19 protein-coding genes, 2 tRNA genes and 1 pseudogene are annotated in these 21737 nt (G+C 64.0%); 18 read left to right on the plus strand and 4 right to left on the minus strand.

Annotation, left to right across the window (positions count from 1 at the left end; genetic code table 11):
- Nucleotides 1-322 precede the first annotated feature (322 nt).
- The 4 genes and pseudogenes from AC1DRP_RS27615 to AC1DRP_RS27630 all read left to right on the plus strand — a co-directional run bounded on the left by AC1DRP_RS27615 (nt 323) and on the right by AC1DRP_RS27630 (nt 6368).
- Entirely contained in the window at nt 323-949 is a 627-nt protein-coding gene (locus AC1DRP_RS27615) for an ATP-dependent Clp protease proteolytic subunit (RefSeq protein WP_441480223.1), read from the plus strand.
- Between the two features lie 339 nt (nt 950-1288).
- Entirely contained in the window at nt 1289-2557 is a 1269-nt protein-coding gene (gene clpX, locus AC1DRP_RS27620) for an ATP-dependent Clp protease ATP-binding subunit ClpX (protein WP_441491880.1), read from the plus strand.
- Between the two features lie 292 nt (nt 2558-2849).
- Nucleotides 2850-5103: pseudogene (gene lon / locus AC1DRP_RS27625) on the plus strand (endopeptidase La).
- A 176-nt stretch (nt 5104-5279) separates the two neighbouring features.
- Nucleotides 5280-6368, plus strand: a complete 1089-nt coding sequence (locus AC1DRP_RS27630) for a MerR family transcriptional regulator (RefSeq protein ID WP_476770120.1) — start codon at nt 5280-5282, stop codon at nt 6366-6368.
- A 244-nt stretch (nt 6369-6612) separates the two neighbouring features.
- Here the strand turns inward: AC1DRP_RS27630 and AC1DRP_RS27635 are convergent.
- Nucleotides 6613-6689: transfer RNA gene (locus AC1DRP_RS27635), tRNA-Asp, on the minus strand.
- 1088 nt (nt 6690-7777) lie between these two features.
- Here AC1DRP_RS27635 and AC1DRP_RS27640 point away from each other — a divergent pair.
- The gene (locus tag AC1DRP_RS27640; protein ID WP_476770121.1) at nt 7778-7981 is read left to right on the plus strand and encodes a hypothetical protein; all 204 of its coding nucleotides are present in this window, start codon (nt 7778-7780) and stop codon (nt 7979-7981) included.
- Here AC1DRP_RS27640 and AC1DRP_RS27645 read toward each other — a convergent pair.
- The 3 genes from AC1DRP_RS27645 to AC1DRP_RS27655 all read right to left on the minus strand — a co-directional run bounded on the left by AC1DRP_RS27645 (nt 7969) and on the right by AC1DRP_RS27655 (nt 9143).
- Nucleotides 7969-8044 (minus strand) — tRNA-Val (locus AC1DRP_RS27645). The two genes, AC1DRP_RS27640 and AC1DRP_RS27645, sit on opposite strands and share 13 nt — an antisense overlap.
- An 81-nt stretch (nt 8045-8125) precedes the next feature.
- Nucleotides 8126-8755, minus strand: a complete 630-nt coding sequence (locus AC1DRP_RS27650; RefSeq protein WP_476770122.1) for a YcbK family protein — start codon at nt 8753-8755, stop codon at nt 8126-8128.
- A gap of 64 nt (nt 8756-8819) precedes the next feature.
- Nucleotides 8820-9143: an HdeA/HdeB family chaperone gene (locus AC1DRP_RS27655; protein ID WP_476770123.1), complete on the minus strand. Its 324-nt coding sequence runs from the start codon at nt 9141-9143 to the stop codon at nt 8820-8822.
- Between the two features lie 243 nt (nt 9144-9386).
- Between AC1DRP_RS27655 and AC1DRP_RS27660 the strand changes: the two genes are divergently transcribed.
- From AC1DRP_RS27660 to nuoL, 13 genes are all read left to right on the plus strand, one after another.
- Nucleotides 9387-9767, plus strand: a complete 381-nt coding sequence (locus tag AC1DRP_RS27660) for an NADH-quinone oxidoreductase subunit A (protein WP_069882720.1) — start codon at nt 9387-9389, stop codon at nt 9765-9767.
- Between the two features lie 65 nt (nt 9768-9832).
- Nucleotides 9833-10417 carry a NuoB/complex I 20 kDa subunit family protein gene (locus tag AC1DRP_RS27665; protein ID WP_069880655.1) on the plus strand — a complete coding sequence of 195 codons (585 nt, stop codon included), beginning with the start codon at nt 9833-9835 and terminating at the stop codon, nt 10415-10417.
- A 68-nt stretch (nt 10418-10485) separates the two neighbouring features.
- Complete coding sequence (locus AC1DRP_RS27670; protein ID WP_476770124.1) at nt 10486-11091, plus strand: NADH-quinone oxidoreductase subunit C; 606 nt, start codon at nt 10486-10488, stop codon at nt 11089-11091.
- A gap of 5 nt (nt 11092-11096) precedes the next feature.
- Complete coding sequence (locus AC1DRP_RS27675) at nt 11097-11531, plus strand: GFA family protein (protein WP_476770125.1); 435 nt, start codon at nt 11097-11099, stop codon at nt 11529-11531.
- Between the two features lie 2 nt (nt 11532-11533).
- Nucleotides 11534-12724 carry an NADH-quinone oxidoreductase subunit D gene (locus tag AC1DRP_RS27680; RefSeq protein WP_476770126.1) on the plus strand — a complete coding sequence of 397 codons (1191 nt, stop codon included), beginning with the start codon at nt 11534-11536 and terminating at the stop codon, nt 12722-12724.
- Nucleotides 12724-13668, plus strand: a complete 945-nt coding sequence (gene nuoE / locus AC1DRP_RS27685; protein ID WP_476770127.1) for an NADH-quinone oxidoreductase subunit NuoE — start codon at nt 12724-12726, stop codon at nt 13666-13668. The genes AC1DRP_RS27680 and nuoE overlap by 1 nt, the downstream gene beginning before the upstream one ends.
- Nucleotides 13669-13676: 8 nt before the next feature.
- Nucleotides 13677-14981, plus strand: coding sequence for an NADH-quinone oxidoreductase subunit NuoF (gene nuoF, locus AC1DRP_RS27690; RefSeq protein ID WP_476770128.1), 1305 nt, complete (start codon nt 13677-13679; stop codon nt 14979-14981).
- A 4-nt stretch (nt 14982-14985) separates the two neighbouring features.
- Nucleotides 14986-17049 carry an NADH-quinone oxidoreductase subunit NuoG gene (gene nuoG / locus AC1DRP_RS27695; RefSeq protein ID WP_476770129.1) on the plus strand — a complete coding sequence of 688 codons (2064 nt, stop codon included), beginning with the start codon at nt 14986-14988 and terminating at the stop codon, nt 17047-17049.
- Nucleotides 17050-17055: 6 nt separating this feature from the next.
- A complete protein-coding gene (locus tag AC1DRP_RS27700) occupies nt 17056-18054 on the plus strand; it encodes an NADH-quinone oxidoreductase subunit H (protein ID WP_476770130.1) in 999 nt (332 codons plus the stop codon).
- A gap of 22 nt (nt 18055-18076) precedes the next feature.
- On the plus strand, nt 18077-18565 hold the full coding sequence (nuoI, locus tag AC1DRP_RS27705) for an NADH-quinone oxidoreductase subunit NuoI (protein WP_043236790.1): 489 nt from the start codon (nt 18077-18079) through the stop codon (nt 18563-18565).
- A gap of 180 nt (nt 18566-18745) precedes the next feature.
- A complete protein-coding gene (locus AC1DRP_RS27710) occupies nt 18746-19369 on the plus strand; it encodes an NADH-quinone oxidoreductase subunit J (RefSeq protein WP_476770131.1) in 624 nt (207 codons plus the stop codon).
- Nucleotides 19366-19674 carry an NADH-quinone oxidoreductase subunit NuoK gene (nuoK, locus tag AC1DRP_RS27715; RefSeq protein WP_043236787.1) on the plus strand — a complete coding sequence of 103 codons (309 nt, stop codon included), beginning with the start codon at nt 19366-19368 and terminating at the stop codon, nt 19672-19674. The genes AC1DRP_RS27710 and nuoK overlap by 4 nt, the downstream gene beginning before the upstream one ends.
- 27 nt (nt 19675-19701) lie before the next feature.
- Nucleotides 19702-21735, plus strand: coding sequence for an NADH-quinone oxidoreductase subunit L (gene nuoL / locus AC1DRP_RS27720; RefSeq protein WP_476770132.1), 2034 nt, complete (start codon nt 19702-19704; stop codon nt 21733-21735).
- Nucleotides 21736-21737: the final 2 nt, after the last annotated feature.

A 21737-nucleotide genomic window follows, 5' to 3' on the forward strand; every position in this document is an offset into this window, starting at 1 on the left:
GCTCAGCCAGGTGAAGGTCGAGGACCAGACGGTCAGCCGCGAGGCGCTCTACGCCGATGAGGACGCCACCGAGGAGGCCGGTGAGGCCAAGCCGAAGAAGGCAGCCGCCAAGAAGGCCAAGAAGTCCGAGGCCAAGGCGGACGACGCTGCCAAGGCCGACGACGCTTCGGCCTGAGACTTTCGGAAACCTTGATTCAAGATTGGCGCCGCCCGGCAATGGCCAGGGCGGCGCTTCCCTTTTCAGCCACGATCCGCGTGCTTATGTGGATGGTATTCACGAAATCCGCTGATTCCCGGCGACCGCGACCCCAAGGACAGACCCATGCTGCGCGATCCGATCGAGACCTACAACAATCTCGTCCCGATGGTGGTCGAGCAGTCGAGCCGCGGTGAGCGCGCCTTCGACATCTACTCGCGCCTGCTGCGGGAACGCATCATCTTCCTGACCGGCCCGGTCGAGGATTTCTCCGCCTCGCTGATCGTGGCGCAGCTGCTGTTCCTCGAGGCCGAGAATCCGAAGAAGGAAATTTCCTTCTACATCAACTCGCCGGGCGGCGTGGTCACGTCGGGCCTGTCGATCTATGATACGATGCAATTCATCCGCTGCCCGGTCACGACATTGTGCGTCGGGCAGGCGGCCTCGATGGGCTCGCTGTTGCTGACCGCGGGCGCCAAGGACATGCGCTTCGCGCTGCCGAATGCGCGCATCATGGTGCACCAGCCCTCCGGCGGCTTTCAGGGCCAGGTCACCGATATCCTGATCCACGCACGCGAGGTCGAGAACCTCAAGCGCCGGCTGAATGAGATCTATGTCAGGCATACCGGCCGCAACTACGACGAGGTCGAGGCTGCGCTCGAGCGCGACAACTTCATGACTGCCGAGGCGGCCCGTGATTTCGGCCTGATCGACAAGGTCATTGATCGGCGTCCCGAAGACGCCGCGGCCTGATCGGGCCGGAATGGAGAACCGGGCAGGGGCCGAAACACGCCTTGGGCGTTTCGGCTCCCGTCTGGTGTCGGCTGCGACGAGCCGCCCCGCTATCTGTGGGTTGGCTTGATCAGCCGGGCGTCCCATATTGATTTGGAAAGCGGCCCCATGCTTGCATGGGGACTCGGGTGAGCGGACAGGCGCAGCTGGTGTCCGGTTTTGGGTCAGGTTTTCAGGTCGGATGTCTCGACCTGACGCGTTAACCTAATAATCGCGAACTGAGYGGCCTATTATGACGGAGAGACGACGCCCGCATCCGCTTCGGCTGGTGTGGACCGACTCCGGAAATGGAGATGAACGATGAGTAAGGTCAGCAGCGGCGATTCGAAGAGCACGCTCTACTGCTCCTTCTGCGGCAAGAGCCAGCACGAGGTTCGCAAGCTGATTGCGGGACCGACCGTGTTCATCTGCGACGAGTGCGTCGAGCTCTGCATGGACATCATCCGCGAGGAATCCAAATCCGCGCTGGTGAAGTCGAAGGACGGCGTCCCGACCCCGCGCGAGATCCGCAAGGTGCTGGATGACTATGTCATCGGCCAGGACCACGCCAAGAAGGTGCTCTCGGTCGCGGTTCACAACCACTACAAGCGGCTTTCGCACGCGACGAAGCACAACGACGTCGAGCTGGCGAAGTCGAACATCCTGCTGATCGGGCCGACCGGTTCGGGCAAGACGCTGCTCGCGCAGACTCTCGCCCGCATCCTTGATGTGCCCTTCACGATGGCGGATGCGACGACGCTGACCGAGGCCGGCTATGTCGGCGAGGATGTCGAGAACATCATCCTGAAGCTGCTCCAGGCCTCCGACTACAATGTCGAGCGGGCACAGCGCGGCATCGTCTATATCGACGAGATCGACAAGATCAGCCGCAAGTCAGACAATCCCTCGATCACCCGCGACGTCTCGGGCGAGGGCGTCCAGCAGGCGCTGCTCAAGATCATGGAAGGCACGGTCGCCTCCGTGCCGCCGCAGGGCGGGCGCAAGCATCCCCAGCAGGAATTCCTGCAGGTCGACACCACCAACATCCTGTTCATCTGCGGCGGTGCCTTCGCCGGGCTGGACAAGATCATCTCCAGCCGTGGCAAGGGCACCTCGATCGGCTTCGGCGCGATTGTGAAGGCCCCGGACGACCGCCGTACCGGCGCGATCTTCCGTGAGGTCGAGCCCGAGGATCTGCTGAAATTCGGCCTGATCCCGGAATTCGTCGGCCGTCTGCCGGTTCTGGCGACGCTCGAGGATCTCGACGAGGCGGCGCTGAAGACGATCCTGACCGAACCGAAGAACGCGCTGGTGAAGCAGTATCAGCGCCTCTTCGAGATGGAGGATACCGAGCTCACCTTCACCGATGAGGCCGTCAGCCTGATCGCGCGCAAGGCGATCGAGCGCAAGACCGGCGCACGCGGCCTGCGTTCGATCATGGAGAGCATCCTGCTCGAGACCATGTACGAACTGCCAGGGCTGGAAGGCGTCGAGCAGGTCGTGATCGGGCCGGAGGCTGTCGAGAACAAGTCGCGTCCGCTCTTCATCTATGCGGAACGCGAGGAAGAAACGAAGTCGGCCTCGGCCTGAGCTCCGCTGAATTTGGCCATTTCGGGAACGCGCGCCTGTTGGCGCGCGTTTTGCGTTCGGAAGGCTGTTGCCTTGCCGGAATCTTTCCTTGCGACAAAGCAACGTTGGAAGACGTCTTCGGCTTGCTTGAAAGCCGGCACAGAAGCCTCCACTTTAGGTGCACCTGCGAGAGTCGCGCGCCTTCTAAGGGCGGGGCCCGCGGGGGCGGTCAGGCGAATGGTCGTCTTGCCGCTTACGTCCGATCGTTCCGCCCATCAGGGGGTTCGCCGGGCGCAACTGCAAAGGATAAGTCATGACTGGCTCGGCGCCCCGCGCTCCTTTCGTTCCCGGCGAGACCGGCACCTATCCGGTTCTCCCCCTGCGCGACATCGTCGTTTTCCCGCATATGATCGTCCCGCTCTTCGTCGGGCGCGAGAAATCCATTCGCGCCCTTGAGGAAGTGGTCAAGACCGACGGCCTGATCCTGCTTGCGACGCAGAAGAACGCCGGCGATGACGATCCGGCGACCAAGGACATTTATGAGATCGGCACGCTTGCCCGCGTGCTTCAGCTGCTGAAGCTGCCCGACTCCACCGTCAAGGTGTTGGTCGAGGGCGTCGGCCGCGCCAAGGCGACGTCCTATGTCGCCGAGGAAGCCTTCTATCAGGCTGATGCGATCGGGCTCTCCGAGGAAGAAGGCAAGAAGGTCGAGGTCGAGGCGCTCGGCCGCTCTGTCGTCAGCGAGTTCGAGAGCTATGTGAAGCTCAACAAGAAGATCTCGCCCGAGATCGTCGCCGCCGTCTCGCAGATCGACGAGCCCTCCAAGCTTGCCGACACGGTTGCCTCGCACCTGGCCGTCAAGATCGCCGACCGTCAGGCCGTGCTCGAGATCGTCAATGTTGCGCACCGGCTGGAGAAGGTGCTCTCGCTGATGGAAAGCGAGATGTCGGTTCTGCAGGTCGAGARGCGCATCCGCTCGCGCGTCAAGCGCCAGATGGAGAAGACCCAGCGCGAGTACTATCTCAACGAGCAGATGAAGGCGATCCAGAAGGAGCTTGGCGACGGCGAGGAAGGCCGCGACGAACTGGCCGAACTGGAAGAGCGCATCGTCAACACCAAGCTCTCCAAGGAAGCCCGCGACAAGGCGATGGCGGAGATGAAGAAGCTTCGCCAGATGTCGCCGATGTCGGCCGAAGCGACGGTGGTCCGCAACTATCTCGACTGGATGCTCGGCATTCCGTGGGGCAAGAAGTCGAAGATCAAGAAGGACCTCGCCGTCGCCCAGCAGGTGCTCGACGACGATCACTACGGTCTCGACAAGGTCAAGGACCGCATCGTCGAATACCTGGCCGTACAGCAGCGCGCCAACCGGCTCGCGGGCCCGATCCTGTGCCTCGTCGGCCCTCCCGGTGTCGGCAAGACCTCGCTCGGCAAGTCGATCGCCAAGGCGACCGGCCGCGAGTTCGTGCGCATGTCGCTCGGCGGCGTGCGTGACGAGGCCGAGATCCGTGGCCACCGGCGCACCTATATCGGTTCGATGCCCGGCAAGATCATCCAGTCGATGAAGAAGGCGAAGACCGCCAATCCGCTCATCCTGCTCGATGAGATCGACAAGATGGGTCAGGACTTCCGTGGCGATCCCTCGGCGGCCCTGCTCGAGGTGCTTGATCCCGAGCAGAACGCCGCCTTCAACGACCACTATCTGGAGGTCGACTACGACCTCTCGAACGTCATGTTCGTGACCACGGCCAACACGCTGAACATTCCGCCGGCCCTTCTGGACCGCATGGAGGTGATCCGCATTGCTGGCTACACCGAGGAAGAAAAGGTCGAGATCTCTCGTCGTCACCTGATCCCGGAGACGATCAAGAAGCACGGCCTTGAATCCAAAGAATGGTCGATCGATGACGAGGCCCTGATGACGCTGATCCGGCGCTATACGCGCGAGGCCGGCGTCCGCAACCTCGAGCGCGAGCTTTCCAACACCGTGCGCAAGGCGGTGAAGGACATCATCCTGACCAAGAAGAAGAAGGTCGCGATCACTCCGACCGTGCTCGAGGACTATCTCGGCCCGCCGCGTTACCGCTATGGCGAAGCCGAGACCGAGGATCAGGTTGGTGTTGTCACGGGTCTTGCCTGGACGGAGGTCGGCGGCGAACTGCTGACGATCGAAGGCGTCATGATGCCCGGTCGGGGCAAGATGACCGTCACGGGCAATCTGCGGGACGTGATGAAGGAATCGATCTCGGCAGCGGCATCCTATGTCCGGCGAGGTCACGCTGCGGGGCAGGGTGCTGCCGATCGGCGGCCTCAAGGAGAAGCTCCTGGCTGCGCTGAGAGGCGGCATCAAGAAGGTGCTGATCCCCGAGGACAACGCCAAGGATCTGATCGACCTGCCGAAGTCGGTGAAGAGCGGCCTGGAGATCGTGCCGGTCGCACGCATGGAGCAGGTGCTCCAGCACGCGCTGATCCGCCAGCCGGTGCCGATCGTCTGGGAGGAGGACCTCTCGGCGGTTCGCCCCAAGGCGGCCGAGGATGACGCTTCGGGTGGGCTCGTCGCCCACTGACGCGTTCATCCCGCACGACACACGAGTGACCAGAAGGCCGGCAGCGTCGCTGCCGGCCTTTTTCGTTTCCGGATGGCTACCGTGATTGCGCTGGGCTCCGCTCGACCACCGTTCGCCGAAGAAGGCGCTTGAGCCGGTCCCTGGGTCATAGCTTACGCCGGGGTCGAGGAGCAGAGATGAGCAACCGATCCGACAGAGACACCCTGCTGGCCGCCCAGGAATGCGCCGAGCGCATTGGCCTGACGGCGCGTGCGCTGCGCCTCTACGAGAAGCGCGGCCTGATCAAGCCGCGCCGCAGCGAGAAGGGGTGGCGGCTCTACGGCGCCGACGAGATCGCCCGCCTGCATGAAGTCCTTGCGCTGAAGCAGCTCGGGCTCAGCCTGGCACGCATCACCGCGCTGCTGCAGGGCAAGGCGGTCGATCTCGATCGCATCCTGACGCTGCAGCAAGCCGCCCTGCGGGAGCAGCACAGCCGTACCGAGCGTGGGCTGTCCCTGGTCGGGGCGGCGCGGGCGAAGCTGTCGACCGGCGGCTCATTGTCGACCGACGAACTGATCAAGCTGGCGAAGGAGGCCACGATGAGTGAAACGCAGACCGACGAAGTCGCCTGGCGGCGCTATGAGCAAGCGCGGCCGCGCTCCGCGATCGCAATCGATCCGGCCCTGCTCGACGGCTATGTCGGGGACTACCGGCTCACCTCCGGGCTGATACTGTCGATCAGCCGTAGAGGCGAGTTGCTTCTTCTGGAAGCGTCGGGGCAGATGCCCGTGGAACTCTTTGCCGAGAGCGCCACGAAGTTCTTTCTGAAGTTTCCAGCAGCGCAGGTCAGCTTTGTTCCCGGTCCTGGCGGGCGCGCCGAGGCCCTGGTCCTCCATCAGGATGGTCACGAATCGATGGCCGAGCGCATCAGCGCGGACGAGGCCTGGAGGATCGCAGAGGCGCTGGGCCGCAGGGTCCAGTCCAACCTCCCGCATCCCGACAGCGAGACGACCCTGCGCCGCGTCATCGAGGAGCATCAGGCAGGACATCGCTATGTCGAGAAGATGAGCCCGGAACTGGCTGTGGCCGTCGAGGAGCAGTTCTCCCTGGTGAGCGCTGTGTTGCTGGCCAAGGGGGCGCTGGAGGCGCTGCGCTTCAACGGCGTCGGACAGAGTGGGGTCGATGTCTATGAGGCGCGCTTCGCCGCGCCGGGCGTGCTGGAATGCGGAATCGGCTGGACTGACGACGGCGTGATTCACACCCTGTGGCTACGACCGGTGCCATAGGCGCGAGAGCGTCTTCCAATTCGAAGCGAGAATCGACGGCGCGTGCTGACGGCGAATCTGCAGCGCCTGCGGCGGTCACTTCGACGCATCAAGCAGGTCGTGACGGAGCGCTCGAAACCGTGCTTGGACCACACCGAAAACAATGAGAGGCGAAAGCGGGAGGAGCAGTCATCCCCGAGCCCAACATCATCCAAAACCGCTTGTAACGGTGGATGCGAATTTTCATCTATCTGCTTGAGATAAATGGCGCGGGCGACGGGGCTCGAACCCGCGACCTCCGGCGTGACAGGCCGGCACTCTAACCAACTGAGCTACGCCCGCGCTGGGCGGCTAAGGCGTCTTGGCCTCAGCGAGGTTGGGATTAGGGTGCCGGGCCGGCGGTGTCAAGCGCGAGGTGCCGGCAAAATTCATCTTCCCCAAATTCCAAACCGTCGGGTGCGCCGGCAGGCGCAAGCCGCCGACTTTTGCAGTGCAAAACGAGACACAAGTCGCCTCAAGCTCGATTGCATCGGCACTTTCGGCTGCTCGCATGATCCGTCGCGCCCCGTGAAAGCTCGAACCGGGCAGAGGCTCAGAACCCCGAAAAAGGGCCGGGGACCGGTCCAAAGATGGATTCGGCACGCTCCTCAGTCGAAGCACCTCAGCCGAGTTATCAACAGGCCGGTTCGGCCGACAACTTTCGAACACGCTCGCAACGGCTACCCCCATTGGAGAGGGCGGCTTCATGGCATCGCGGAGCGGCGAGCCCGCTCCATTGCCGGCTTTTTGTTCGCACATGAATCCGCTTGCCGGCCGAAATCTGCTCATGCTTACCTGTGGTTAACCAACAGTCCCGGGCGGGGGCGAAACGATGACGGACGCGACGCGCATTCGACAATTGCGAGCGGAACTCCGCCTCCGGCTTGAGGCGCATGGCGTCGCAGACCCGCGGGCAGCGCAGATGAACGACCCGATCGGGAGGGTAACCAGCTGGCCGCCCGGCGGGCCTGTGGAGCGGGCTGGCGACCATCCGGCGCTGCTCCGCTCAGAGGCTCGCGACGCTCACATACTGGGCTGTCTCGATGGCGCGATCCGTCAGATCTCCCGGCGATGATCGGTGCGGGGCGACACGATCGGAAAACTGCTCGAGCAGATGAGCGAAACGACGGGGCACGGTCCAGGGGAGGCGCCAGCAGTTCTCATCTCCCCGGCCGTGAACTGGTCGGATTGTGCGGATGGCAGCGAACGTGGCTGTTGATCCTCGTCTTGCTGCTGCTGCTGTGGGTCGCTCCCTGGATCATCGTGCACGTCACGAGAACGGCGTCCCTGTGAACGGCTCGGCGACCTCTGCGGCGTTGTCCGCGTGCACAGGATGACGACACTTCACGGCCGGTGCCTTGCAAAAGGGTCAAAGGGCCGTCGCATGTACGGTGCGATCAACCACCCTGCCGATCGAGAGTGCAGAACAGGGCTATGGACCGATCGACACCCGTTGCCGCGACAGCCTGAACGAATTCCTGGGGGCGGCGATCGCGGACGGAACGGGGCTAGATGAGCACACCGGCCGCGCGCTCTGCCGGAACCAGGGCGGGAACTGGCCTGAATTCATGGTGCCGGGCGCTGGTGGGCGGTGACGGGCTCGAACCGCCGACCCTCTCGGTGTAAACGAGATGCTCTACCAACTGAGCTAACCGCCCCTGCGAGTTGCGGTTTAAGGCTTCATCGCCGCGCCTTCAAGCCTTGAGAGCGGAGGAAGCCAGGATAAGGCCCCTCCAGTCTCACCAGGGCCGGCGTGGTCCGGTGTCGATGTGGATAAGTCCGTTCCAATAGACCTTGTGGCCGCCGACCTCCGGCAGCGAGCGGGCATAGTCGAGCACGACGCGCGGCCGCACGCCGGGTACGCGGAAATCCATGGCCTCACAGCGCTTATGATAGGAGCCGCGCCGGGCGCGCCAGGGCGGTCGCCAGGTCGAGGTCACCTTCACGGCTCCGTACTTGTCGGCAATCTTGCCGAGAATCGATCTGAGTAATTGCGGCAGGCAGGCGGTCGAGGTGCCGGGGTCAGTCGAGATGCCCGGCCGGTCCGGTTTTTCGTCCGGATCGAAGGCCGGCTCCGCTCCCGCCTTCTGGCCGGGTGTCAGCTTCGGCCATTCCGGGCCTTCATCTTCATCGGGCTCCGTGACGGCAGGCGAATTCGGGGCCGGCGGAGAATCGGCCTGCTCGGCGACTGGCACGGGAGCAAGAACCGGGGCGGCCGGGGGAGGGACCACGATGGCAGGCATCGCCGCCTTTGCCGGCAGGTCCAGATCGAAGGGACGTCCGGGCGGGAGCGGCGCCAGCATCATCTGGCCGTCCTCTGCGCCGGCGTGAGATGCCGACAAGGCGAAGACGATCGCGAGCAGCGGCAACGGGAACCTGAGCGGCAGAGGCGATCCGGTATTTCCTGTAGGCAAGGACTTAGGCAAAGGCATCTCAGGGGGTGGGCGCTGGCAGGAAGACGGCGCGTGTCTCGGCGCCGAGGAGCGGAAGCTGCGGCGTCTTTCCGCAGAGCGAGAGAAGTTCGGCAGGCGCGGCGGTGACCTTCTCGACGTCGAGCAACGGACGCTGCGCGCCGCCGGCATAATAGCCGGCGAGCCAGAGCACGAGCTGACTCTGGTCGTTGCTGGTCATGGCGCTGAAATCGGCGCAGGTCGCGCGGGTGAGATCGATACTCTCGGCATGTGTTGCGCCGGCGGGGGCGAGCAAGCTTCCGGCCAGARTCGCGAGCGCCGCGATACGGTGGAGTGGTCGGACCATGCGTCTCGCTCCTGGGGCGGCTGATTCCCGCAATAAAGCCGATTCGTAACCATCTTGTCGCGGCGTGCGCCTGCTACTTGGTGCGAGCTATCGGTTTTGCGGTAAAAATTGCGTGCAATGCGTCTGGTTCATTGCCGTGGCGCGGTTGTGCGACGCGGCGAACCCTTGCGTGATTCTAGAGTAGGGGCTAATCGACTGCCGATGCGTGTGCCGCGGGTCTGGGCCCGCGAAGCGAGGTTGTCCATGCAAGCATTACCTGTACCGTCCTTGCTGAGCGACTACCTGCCGCTGGCCATCTTCATCGGCGTTTCCATGGTCATCGGTCTTGCGCTGCTGATCGCACCGTTCGCCGTCGCGTATTCAAAACCGGACGCTGAAAAGCTCTCCGCCTATGAGTGCGGTTTCAACGCGTTCGATGACGCGCGCATGAAGTTCGATGTCCGCTTCTATCTGGTCTCGATCCTGTTCATCATCTTCGATCTCGAGGTCGCCTTCCTGTTTCCCTGGGCGGTCGCGTTCGGCGATCTCGGCTGGTATGGTTTTTGGTCAATGATGATCTTTTTGGGCGTCCTGACCGTCGGATTCGTCTACGAATGGCGCAAGGGCGCGTTGGAGTGGGACTAACCGCCGGCTCGCGAGGCGCCGCCTCGGTGTTGATCTGACGGTAACGGGTTCACAAGGGTAGTTTCATGGCAATCACAGCGATCGACCGCGGCGATCCGCTCGTCGCGCCCGCGCCCCGGGGGCTGCTCGGCCCGGACGGGAAGCCGGTGGGTGCGCGCGATCCCTTCTTCGTCGAGATCAACAACGAACTCGCGGACAAGGGTTTCCTCGTCACGGCGACCGACGACCTGATCAACTGGTCGCGTACCGGATCGCTGATGTGGATGACCTTCGGCCTCGCCTGTTGCGCCGTCGAGATGATGCAGCTGTCGATGCCGCGCTATGACGTCGAGCGCTTCGGCTTCGCGCCACGCGCGTCCCCGCGCCAGTCCGACGTGATGATCGTTGCCGGAACGCTGACCAACAAGATGGCTCCGGCGCTGCGCAAGGTCTATGACCAGATGCCCGAGCCGCGCTACGTCATCTCGATGGGCTCCTGCGCCAATGGCGGCGGCTATTACCACTATAGCTACTCGGTGGTGCGCGGCTGCGACCGCATCGTGCCGATCGACATCTATGTCCCCGGCTGCCCCCCGACTGCGGAAGCGCTGCTCTATGGMGTGCTGCTGCTGCAGAAGAAGATCCGGCGCACCGGCACGATCGAACGCTAACGCCCCCGCACCCTGGCGGGGATTGCTCCGGTCGTGACGATGCGAGCGGCGAAAAGGTTGAGGTTGAGATGAGCGAAGAGCTCGTGACACTCGGTGAAGAGATCAAGGCTGCGCTGCCCGGCGCGGTCGTGAACGCTATCGTCGCCTTCGATGAGCTGACGGTCGAGGCCGAGGCTGCGTCGATCGTCCAGGTCATGGCGACGCTTCGCGACGATCCGCGCTTTCGCTTCGTGAACTTCACCGATATCGCCGGCGCCGATTATCCCGCACGCGAGAAGCGCTTCGACGTCGTCTATCATCTGCTGTCGCCGCGCCATAACCGGCGTATCCGCGTCAAGGTGCAGACCGACGAGGCGACTCCCGTTCCGTCGATCATCGATGTCTTCCCGGCCGCGAACTGGTACGAGCGCGAGGCCTATGACTTCTATGGAATCCTGTTCTCGGGGCACCCGGATCTGCGTCGAATCCTCACCGATTACGGGTTCGAGGGCTATCCGCTGCGCAAGGACTTCCCGCTGACCGGCTTCGTCGAGGTTCGCTATGACGACGAGCAGAAGCGGGTCGTCTACGAACCCGTGAAGCTCAGCCAGGAATTCAGGAATTTCGACTTTTTGAGTCCCTGGGAAGGCACGGATTACGTGCTGCCAGGTGACGAGAAGGCGAAGGGAGCCTGAACGCGATGGCTGCTGCCGACAAATCCCTGTCCGGAGGCTGTCTCTGCGGTGCGGTCCGCTTTGTGGCCGTGCCGGAGAAGCTGGAAATGGATGTCTGCCATTGCGGCATGTGCCGGAAATGGAGCGGCGGCACCTTCATGGCCGTGCCATGCACCGGGGTCACTGTGGACGATGACGCTTCGCTCAGCGTGTATCCGTCCTCCGACTGGGGCGAGCGCGTGTTCTGCAGGACCTGCGGCTCCAGTCTGTTCTGGCGGCTGCGCGGCGGAGAGGGGCATGTCGCCGTCTCCTTGCAGAGCTTCGACGACCTTTCGCCCTTTGCCTTCACCGAAGAAATCTTCATCGACGAGAAGCCAGCGCTCTATGCCTTTGCAGGAGAGCGGCCGCGCAAGACCGGCGCGCAGGTCGTCGCCGAATTCGCCGCGAAACAGGCGGGCTGAGAATGACCGAGCACAACATCCGCAATTTCTCGATCAACTTCGGGCCGCAGCACCCGGCGGCACATGGCGTGCTGCGCCTCGTGTTGGAGCTCGACGGTGAGATCGTCGAGCGCGTCGATCCGCATATCGGCTTGCTGCATCKCGGCACCGAGAAGCTGATCGAAGCCAAGACCTATCTGCAGGCGCTGCCCTATTTCGACCGGCTCGACTATGTCGCGCCGATGAACCAGGAGCATGCCTATTCGCTCGCGGTCGAGAAGCTGATGGGGGTGACCGTGCCGCGGCGCGGCCAGCTCATCCGCGTGCTCTATTCCGAGATCGGCCGCATCCTCTCGCATATCCTCAACGTCACCACGCAGGCGATGGACGTCGGTGCGCTGACGCCGCCGCTCTGGGGCTTCGAGGAACGCGAGAAGCTGATGATCTTCTATGAGCGGGCCTGTGGCGCGCRCATGCATGCGGCCTATGTCCGGCCGGGCGGCGTTCACCAGGACCTGCCGCCCTCGCTGATCCACGATATCGCCGAATGGTGCGACCCCTTCCTCAAGGTCTGCGACGACCTCGAAGGACTGCTCACCGACAATCGCATCTTCAAGCAGCGCAATGTCGATATCGGCGTCGTCGATCTCGACACCTGCTGGAAATGGGGCTTCTCGGGCGTGATGGTGCGCGGCTCCGGCGCCGCCTGGGACCTGCGCAAGAGCCAGCCTTACGAATGCTATGAGGAGATGGAATTCGACATCCCCATCGGCAAGAACGGCGACTGCTACGACCGCTACTGCATCCGCATGGAAGAGATGCGCCAATCCGTGCGCATCATGAAGCAGTGCTGCGAGAAGCTGCTGACTGCCGATGGTGGCGGCCCGGTCTCCTCGCTGGACGGCAAGATGGTGCCGCCGAAGCGCGGCGAGATGAAGCGCTCGATGGAAGCGCTCATCCACCATTTCAAGCTCTACACCGAGGGCTACAAGGTCCCGGAAGGCGAGGTCTATGCCGCCGTCGAAGCGCCAAAGGGCGAGTTCGGCGTCTATCTCGTCTCCGACGGAACCAACAAGCCCTATCGCTGCAAGATCAAGGCTCCGGGCTTCGCCCATCTCCAGGCCATGGATTTCATGTGCCGCAAGCACATGCTGGCGGACGTCTCCGCAATCCTCGGCTCTCTCGACATCGTTTTTGGTGAGGTGGACCGCTAATGTCCGTCCGTCGTCTCGCGCCCGATCACGTTCAACCCGCGTCCTTCGCCTTCACTGCGGCGAACGAGAACTGGGCTGATCAGCAGATCGCCAAATATCCGGAAGGCCGGCAGGCTTCCGCCGTGATTCCGCTGTTGTGGAAGGCCCAGGAACAGCATCACGGCTGGGTTCCGCGCGCCGCGATCGAGGCGGTGGCGAAGAAGCTCTCGATGGCACCGATGCGCGTGCTGGAGATCGCGACCTTCTACACCATGTTCAATCTGCAGCCGGTCGGAGCCCATTTCATCCAGCTCTGCGGCACGACGCCTTGCGCCTTGCGCGGTGCCGAGGCGCTGAAGAAGGTCTGCGAAGACGTCATCGGCCCGCAATCGACCGTATCTGCCGATGGCAAACTGTCCTGGCTCGAGGTCGAATGCCTCGGCGCCTGCTGCAACGCCCCGATGGCGCAGGTCAATTTCGACTATTACGAAGACCTGACGCCCGAGAATTTCCGCGCGCTCCTCGACGATCTGCGACATGATCGGCCGACGAAGCCCGGCCCGCAGATCGACCGCTCCTGCTCGGAACCGGTCGGCGGTGGCGAAACGCTGAAGGATCCGGGCCTTTATGACGGCTCCGTGATCGGGGCCGGCAACTGGCAGGCTCGCGTCACCGAACAGCGCAAGGCAGCGGCCGAGGCTGCAGCTGCCACGGCTGCGGCGGAGGCAGCGGCCAAGGCGGCTGAGGCGACGCCGGCAGCGGTTGCGACCAAGCTTGCGACCGAGACGGCGGCTCCCGCCCGTCCGAAGCCTTCGTCCCCGGCCCAGCCTGCGGGCTCCGCGCAGGACACACCGGCAGCCGGCGGCAAGGTCGACAAGGACGCCGTTGCTGAATCTGCGAAGCCGGCCGATGCGCCGGCGCGCCGTACGCGGGCTGCCAAGCCCAGCGACAAGCCGAAAGAGTGAGGCGAGACATGCTCGCAGATCGCGACCGCATCTTTACGAACCTCTACGGCCGGCACGACCTGTCGCTGAAGGGCGCCATGGCGCGTGGCGCCTGGGACGGCACCAAGTTCCTGCTCGAGCAGGGGCGCGACTGGATCATCGACGAGATGAAGCGCTCGGGCCTGCGCGGGCGCGGCGGCGCCGGCTTCCCGACCGGACTCAAGTGGTCGTTCATGCCGAAGCAGAACGACGGGCGTCCGCATTACCTCGTCGTCAATGCCGACGAATCGGAGCCCGGCACCTGCAAGGACCGCGAGATCATGCGCAACGACCCGCATACGCTGGTCGAAGGCTGCCTGATCGCTTCCTTCGCGATGGGCGCGCATGCGGCCTACATCTATATTCGCGGCGAGTACGTCCGGGAGCGCGAGGCGTTGCAGCGCGCCGTCGACGAGGCCTATGCGGCAAACCTCATCGGCAAGAACAACAAGCACGGCTATCCGTTTGATCTCTATGTGCATCACGGGGCCGGGGCTTATATCTGCGGTGAAGAGACGGCACTTCTGGAGAGCCTCGAAGGCAAGAAGGGCATGCCGCGGCTGAAGCCGCCATTCCCGGCCAATGTCGGCCTCTATGGCTGCCCGACCACCGTCAACAACGTCGAGTCGATTGCGGTGGCGCCGACCATCCTGCGCCGCGGCGCGAACTGGTTCTCCTCGCTCGGCAATCCAAACAATGTCGGCACCAAGCTGTTCTGCGTCTCGGGCCATGTGAACAAGCCCTGCAACGTCGAAGAGGTGATGGGCATCCCGTTCCGCGAGCTGATCGACCGCCATTGCGGCGGCATCCGCGGCGGCTGGGACAACCTGCTCGCGGTCATCCCCGGCGGCTCTTCCGTGCGCATGGTGCCCGCCGAGCAGATCATCGACACGCCGATGGATTTCGATTCGCTCTCGAAGCTGCGCTCGGGCCTTGGCACCGCCGCGGTGATCGTCATGGATAAGTCGACCGATATCGTCCGCGCCATTGCCCGCATCAGCTATTTCTACAAGCATGAGAGCTGCGGCCAGTGCACGCCGTGCCGCGAGGGCACGGGCTGGATGTGGCGCGTGCTCAACCGCATGGCCGAGGGCAGGGCGCAGAAGCGCGAGATCGACATGCTGCTGGACGTCACCAAGCAGGTCGAAGGCCACACGATCTGCGCGCTGGGCGATGCCGCGGCCTGGCCGATCCAGGGGCTGATCGCGCATTTCCGTCACGAGATCGAAAAGCGCATCGACGATTATGCCGCCAATCCGCATTCCGAGCCGGCGCGGCTGATGGCGGCGGAGTAAGACCATGACCAAACTCGTCATCGACGGCATCGAGGTCGACGTCCCGGCCGATTACACCGTGCTCCAGGCCTGCGAGGCTGCCGGCGCCGAGGTGCCGCGCTTCTGCTTCCATGAGCGCCTCTCGATCGCCGGCAATTGCCGCATGTGCCTCGTCGAGGTGAAGGGCGGGCCGCCGAAGCCCCAGGCCTCCTGCGCCATCGGCGTGCGCGACCTGCGCCCCGGCCCGAATGGCGAGCCGCCGGTCGTCTCGACCAAGTCGCCGATGGTCAAGAAGGCGCGCGAAGGGGTGATGGAGTTCCTGCTCATCAACCACCCGCTCGACTGCCCGATCTGCGACCAGGGCGGCGAGTGCGACCTGCAGGACCAGGCGATGGCCTATGGCGTGGACAATTCCCGCTATGCCGAGAACAAGCGCGCGGTCGAGGACAAGTATATCGGCCCGTTGGTGAAGACGACCATGACGCGCTGCATCCACTGCACGCGCTGCGTCCGCTTCACCACCGAAGTCGCCGGCGGCACCGATCTCGGCGCCATTGGCCGCGGCGAGGACATGGAGATCACGACCTATCTCGAACAGGCGATGGGCTCGGAACTCCAGGGCAATATCGTCGATCTTTGCCCGGTCGGCGCGCTGACCTCGCGGCCCTACCAGAACAAGGCCCGGCCCTGGGAGCTGACCAAGACTGAATCCGTCGACGTGATGGATGCGGTCGGCTCCGCCATCCGGGTCGATTCCCGTGGCCGCGAAGTGATGCGCATCCTGCCGCGCATCAACGAGGCGGTGAACGAGGAGTGGATCTCCGACAAGACCCGCCATGTCGTCGACGGCCTGCGCACGCAGCGTCTCGACCGGCCCTATATCCGGCAGAACGGCGCGCTGAAGCCTGCAAGCTGGAACGAGGCCTTTGCGCTGATCGCGGACCGGCTGAACGCGACCGGGCCTGAGCGCGTCGGCGCGATCGTTGGCGACCTTGCCGCGGTCGAGGAGGTTTTCGCGCTGAAGAGCCTGATGGCCGCGCTTGGCGTCGGCAATATCGACAGCCGCCAGGATGGTACGAAGCTGCATCCCAGGCATGGTCGCGCCAGCTACCTCCTCAATGCCGGCATCGCCGGGATCGAGGATGCGACCTCGCTGCTGATCATCGGCGCCAATCCGCGCAGGGAAGCGCCGATCCTCAACGCCCGCATCCGCAAGCGCTGGCTGCGCGGTGACTTCAAGGTCTCGCTGATCGGCGAACAGGCCGATCTGACCTACGCCCATGACTATCTCGGCGCTGGTCCCGAGACCCTCGCCGATCTCGTCAAGCGCGCTCCGGCTGCCGGCGACAAGCCGATGGTTCTGGTCGGGCAGGGCGCTCTCGCCCGCGCGGACGGCGAGGCGATCCTCTCGCTCGCCGCCAAGGCGGCACAGGTGCTGGGCGCGGTCAAGGACGGCTGGAACGGCTTCGGCGTGCTGCACACCGCAGCCGCCCGCGTCGGTGCGCTCGATCTCGGCTTCGTGCCGGGCGAGGGTGCACGCGATGTCGTCGGCATGGTTTCGCCCGGCGCACTCGACGTGCTGTTCCTGCTCGGCGCCGACGAGGTCGAAGTCCCGGCCGGGGCTTTCGTGATCTATCAGGGTACCCATGGCGACCGTGGCGCGCATCGCGCCGATGTCATCCTCCCGGGCGCCGCCTATACCGAGAAGTCCGGCACCTATGCCAACACCGAGGGCAGGGTGCAGATGACCGATCGTGCCACTTTCCCGCCGGGCGATGCCCGCGAGGATTGGGCGATCCTGCGGGCGCTCTCCGGTGTGCTCGGCAAGACCCTGCCCTTCGACTCGCTCGCGGCGCTGCGCCAGGCACTCTACGCTGCCCATCCCCATTTCGCCGGRCTCGATACGCTTCCGGCCGCTGACGCCTCTTCGCTTGGCGCCCTTGCGGGACTTGGCGGCAAGACCGACAAGGCTGGCTTCGCCTCGCCGGTCGCTGATTTCTACCAGACCAACCCGATCGCGCGTGCCTCGGCCGTGATGGCGGAATGCTCGGCGCTGGCCTCCGGCCGGATGCGGCAGGCGGCGGAGTAAGGCCAGATGAACTGGGATATCGTCCTCGATCTCGCGATCATTCTCGGCAAGAGCCTGCTGCTGCTGGTTTGCCTGCTCGTCTTCATCGCCTTCATCCTGCTGGCGGACCGCAAGATCTGGGCGGCGGTGCAGCTTCGGCGCGGCCCGAACGTGGTCGGGCCGTTCGGCCTGTTCCAGAGTTTCGCCGACCTGCTGAAATTCGTCTTCAAGGAGCCGATCGTCCCGTCGAGCTCCAACAAGGGCGTCTTCCTGCTCGCCCCGCTGGTCTCCTGCGTGCTCTCGCTCGCGGCCTGGGCGGTCATCCCGGTCGCGGATGGCTGGGCGATCGCCGACATCAATGTCGGCATCCTCTACATCTTCGCGATCTCGTCGCTCGGCGTCTATGGCGTGATCATGGGCGGCTGGGCCTCGAACTCGAAATACCCGTTCCTCGGCGCCCTGCGCTCAGCGGCCCAGATGGTCTCCTACGAAGTCTCGATCGGCTTCGTCATCATCACCGTCCTGCTCTGCGTCGGCTCGCTGAACCTGTCAGCCATCGTGGAGGCGCAGAACACGAGCTGGGGCATGCTGCGCTGGTTCTTCCTGCCGCTGTTCCCGATGTTCGTGGTCTTCTTCATCTCGGCCCTGGCCGAGACGAACCGGCCGCCCTTCGATCTGCCGGAAGCGGAGTCCGAGCTCGTCGCCGGCTTCATGGTCGAGTACTCCTCCGGTGGTGGTCGTGGCGGCAGTGCTGCAGATCACTGGCTGGGGGCCGGTGCGCTGATGGAATTATCCGCTGCGGGGCTGATCGGCGCTGCCGTCGGTCTGGTCCTGGGGTGGGTGGACTACAAGGTCGTCGGAGATCTCGTCGAGCGCGCGCTGCGCCGGACGGACACCTCGACGACACGCGAGGAGAAGGACGATTACGAACGGCGCATCAGGCTGTTCAGGATCGTCTTTCTGATCGGCACCATGGGGTTCTTCCCCATTCTGGGTTACCTGCTCGGCCGTCTGCTGTTCGGTTGAGTTTGTGAAGAGGATGAGAGCGATGTCACTCGCGCAAGCCGCCAAAGGGCTGCTTCTCAAGGAGTTCGTTTCGGCGTTCTTCCTGTCGATGCGCTATTTCTTCAAGCCGAAGGCGACGCTCAACTATCCCTTCGAGAAGGGCGTGCTTTCGCCGCGCTTCCGCGGCGAGCATGCGTTGCGCCGTTATCCCAATGGCGAGGAGCGCTGCATTGCCTGCAAGCTCTGCGAGGCGATCTGCCCGGCCCAGGCCATCACGATCGAGGCCGGTCCGCGACGCAATGACGGCACGCGTCGCACCACGCGCTACGACATCGACATGACGAAGTGCATCTATTGCGGCTTCTGTCAGGAAGCCTGCCCGGTGGACGCCATCGTCGAGGGGCCGAACTTCGAATTCGCGACCGAAACCCGCGAAGAACTGTTCTACGACAAGGCAAAACTGCTGGCGAACGGTGATCGCTGGGAGCGCGAGATCGCGCGCAACATCGCGATGGATGCGCCGTATCGCTGAGGCGGTGAAGACCTCCGCGGCTCCGGGCATCCGGGGCAGCGGGCAGGGATGACGAGGGATGGGGAGCGTCGCGCGGTTGTCGCGTCCGGCGGGCCTCTCTATAGACGCTCAAAACTGTGCCTGACTCGCTCGGGCACGCTTGAAACAGGGCCGCCCGCAAGGGCGGAAGGGCTGACCGAGATGAACGCCGCAGCGGCATTCTTCTATCTGTTCTCTGGCATCACCGTCGCTTCGGCGTTCATGGTGGTGTCGTCGCGCAACCCCGTTCATTCGGTGCTGTTCCTGATCCTGGCCTTCGTCAATGCGGCTGGCCTGTTCCTGCTGCTCGGGGCCGAGTTCCTCGCGATGCTGCTGGTCGTCGTCTATGTCGGCGCGGTCGCGGTGCTCTTCCTCTTCGTGGTGATGATGCTCGACGTCGACTTCGCCGAGTTCCGCCAGGGCTTCCTGAACTACCTGCCGGTCGGGGCGCTGGTCGGGCTGATCTTCCTGGTCGAACTGCTGCTGGTGGTTGGCGCCTGGGTGATCGATCCGAAGATCGTCAGCACGCCCGTCGCCGCGATCCCGGCCAATATCAGCAACACCGAGGCGCTCGGCCAGGTGCTTTACACCCAGTATGTCTATTACTTCCAGGCGGCCGGTCTGGTGCTGCTCGTCGCCATGATCGGCGCGATCGTCCTGACGCTGCGCGACCGTCCCGGCGTCAAGCGCCAGAATGTCGTCGCCCAGAACGCCCGCACCAAGGAAACCGCGATGGAAGTGCGCAAGGTGYCCTCGCGCGCCGGCCTGCCTGAGGAGACCGTCTGATGATCGGCCTGGGACATTATCTCGCGGTCGGCGCGATCCTGTTCACGCTTGGCGTGCTCGGTATCTTCATCAACCGCAAGAACGTCATCGTCATCCTGATGTCGATCGAGCTCATCCTGCTCGCGGTCAACATCAACTTCGTGGCCTTCTCGTCGTTCATGAACGATCTCGTCGGCCAGGTCTTTGCGCTCCTGGTGTTGACTGTCGCGGCGGCGGAAGCCGCGATCGGCCTCGCCATTCTTGTCGTCTACTTCCGAAATCGCGGCACGATCGCGGTGGAAGACATCAACATGATGAAAGGCTGAGCGCGCCTGCGCGCCCTGCTAGCTGCCATGTATCACGCGATCGTCTTCCTCCCGCTCCTCGGCTTCCTGATCGCCGGCCTCTTCGGCCGGCTGATCGGATCACGCGCCTCGGAGATCGTCACCACCTCGCTGCTGATGGTCTCGGCCGTCCTGTCCTGGATCGCCTTCTTCAATGTCGGCTTCGGCGCGGGCACCACGCGCATCCAGGTGGCGACCTGGCTCGCATCCGCCGATCTGCGCGTCGACTGGGCTTTCCGCGTCGACACGCTGACAGYGGTCATGCTGGTCGTCGTCAACACCGTCTCCTCGCTCGTGCACCTCTACTCGATCGGCTACATGCACGAGGATCCGCACCGGCCGCGCTTCTTCGCCTATCTCTCGCTCTTCACCTTCGCCATGCTGATGCTGGTGACGGCGGACAACTTGGTCCAGATGTTCTTCGGTTGGGAAGGCGTCGGTCTCGCCTCCTATCTGCTGATCGGCTTCTGGTACCAGAAGCCCTCGGCGAACGCGGCTGCGATCAAGGCTTTCGTCGTCAACCGCGTCGGCGATTTCGGTTTCCTCCTCGGCCTCGCCCTGGTCTTCGTGCTGTTCGGCTCGGTCACCTTCGACAGCATCTTCCCGAAGGCGGGCGAACTGACCGGCCAGACCTTCCGGTTCCTCGGCTATGAGTGGAACGCGCTGACCCTGACCTGCCTGCTGCTGTTCATGGGCGCTATGGGCAAGTCGGCGCAGTTCCTGCTCCACACCTGGCTGCCTGACGCGATGGAAGGCCCGACTCCGGTCTCGGCACTGATTCATGCCGCGACCATGGTCACCGCCGGCGTCTTCATGGTGGCGCGCCTGTCGCCGATCTTCGAATATGCGCCGGTCGCAATGACCGTCGTCGTCGTCATCGGCGCAACCACCGCCTTTTTCGCGGCGACCGTCGGTCTGGTGCAGAACGACATCAAGCGCGTGATCGCCTATTCGACCTGCTCGCAGCTCGGCTACATGTTTGTCGCGCTGGGCGTCGGAGCGTATTCCGCCGGTATCTTCCACCTCTTCACCCACGCCTTCTTCAAGGCGCTGCTGTTCCTCGGGGCCGGCTCGGTCATCCACGCGATGCACCATGAGCAGGACATGCGTCACATGGGTGGGCTGCGGAAGCACATTCCCTTCACCGCGGCCGCGATGACGATCGGCACGCTGGCGCTGACCGGCTTTCCGTTCTTCGCCGGGTACTTCTCGAAGGATGCGATCATCGAGAGCGCCTTCGCGGCCAAGCATGGCTTCGCCACCGACTACGCCTTCGTGCTGCTGGTCGTGGCTGCCTGCTTCACCTCGTTCTACTCCTGGCGCCTGTATTTCATGACCTTCGAGGGGCGTCCGCGCTGGGCCGGCCACGGCCATGACGCGCATGGTCATGACGATCACGCTCATGCCGCGCACGCCCATGGTCACGATGACCACGCCCATGCCGGACATGGCCATGACGGTCACGGCGATCACGCGCACCAGCCGCATGAAAGCCCGCTCAGCATGCTCGTGCCGCTTGCGGTGCTCGCGCTCGGTGCCGTTGCCGCCGGCTTCGTCTTCAAGGAAGCCTTCATCGGCCACGACTACGAGCATTTCTGGAAGGCCTCGCTGTTCACCGGCAAGGACAACCACATCCTGCATGCGATGCACGAGGTTCCCGGCTGGGTCGTGGCCTCGCCCTTTATCGCGATGGTGCTCGGCTTCGTTGGCGCGCTCTACTGCTACGTGCTGCGCCCGGACGTGCCAGGCAAGCTCGCGAAGGCGAACCCAGTCCTGTACCGCTTCCTGCTCAACAAGTGGTATTTCGACGAGATCTACGACTTCCTGTTCGTTCGTCCGGCTAAATGGCTCGGCCGCTTCCTCTGGAAGAAGGGCGACGGCTTCATCATCGACGGTTTCGGCCCCGATGGCGTCTCGGCTCGGGTGGTCGATGTCACCAACCGCGTCGTCCGGCTCCAGACCGGTTTTGTCTATCACTATGCCTTCGCCATGCTGATCGGCGTCGCGGGCCTGGTGACCTGGTATTTGCTGACTCGCGGGTGAGA

The sequence above is a fragment of the Allobosea sp. 01N443 genome, assembly GCF_056399325.1.

Bases quoted from the DNA above. Each gene is read 5' to 3' on its own strand.
- AC1DRP_RS27615 (WP_441480223.1), top strand. From the start codon at position 323: ATGCTGCGCGATCCGATCGAGACCTACAACAATCTCGTCCCGATGGTG.
- clpX (WP_441491880.1), top strand. From the start codon at position 1,289: ATGAGTAAGGTCAGCAGCGGCGATTCGAAGAGCACGCTCTACTGCTCC.
- AC1DRP_RS27630 (WP_476770120.1), top strand. From the start codon at position 5,280: ATGAGCAACCGATCCGACAGAGACACCCTGCTGGCCGCCCAGGAATGC.
- AC1DRP_RS27660 (WP_069882720.1), top strand. From the start codon at position 9,387: ATGCAAGCATTACCTGTACCGTCCTTGCTGAGCGACTACCTGCCGCTG.
- AC1DRP_RS27670 (WP_476770124.1), top strand. From the start codon at position 10,486: ATGAGCGAAGAGCTCGTGACACTCGGTGAAGAGATCAAGGCTGCGCTG.
- AC1DRP_RS27675 (WP_476770125.1), top strand. From the start codon at position 11,097: ATGGCTGCTGCCGACAAATCCCTGTCCGGAGGCTGTCTCTGCGGTGCG.
- nuoE (WP_476770127.1), top strand. From the start codon at position 12,724: ATGTCCGTCCGTCGTCTCGCGCCCGATCACGTTCAACCCGCGTCCTTC.
- nuoF (WP_476770128.1), top strand. From the start codon at position 13,677: ATGCTCGCAGATCGCGACCGCATCTTTACGAACCTCTACGGCCGGCAC.
- AC1DRP_RS27700 (WP_476770130.1), top strand. From the start codon at position 17,056: ATGAACTGGGATATCGTCCTCGATCTCGCGATCATTCTCGGCAAGAGC.
- nuoI (WP_043236790.1), top strand. From the start codon at position 18,077: ATGTCACTCGCGCAAGCCGCCAAAGGGCTGCTTCTCAAGGAGTTCGTT.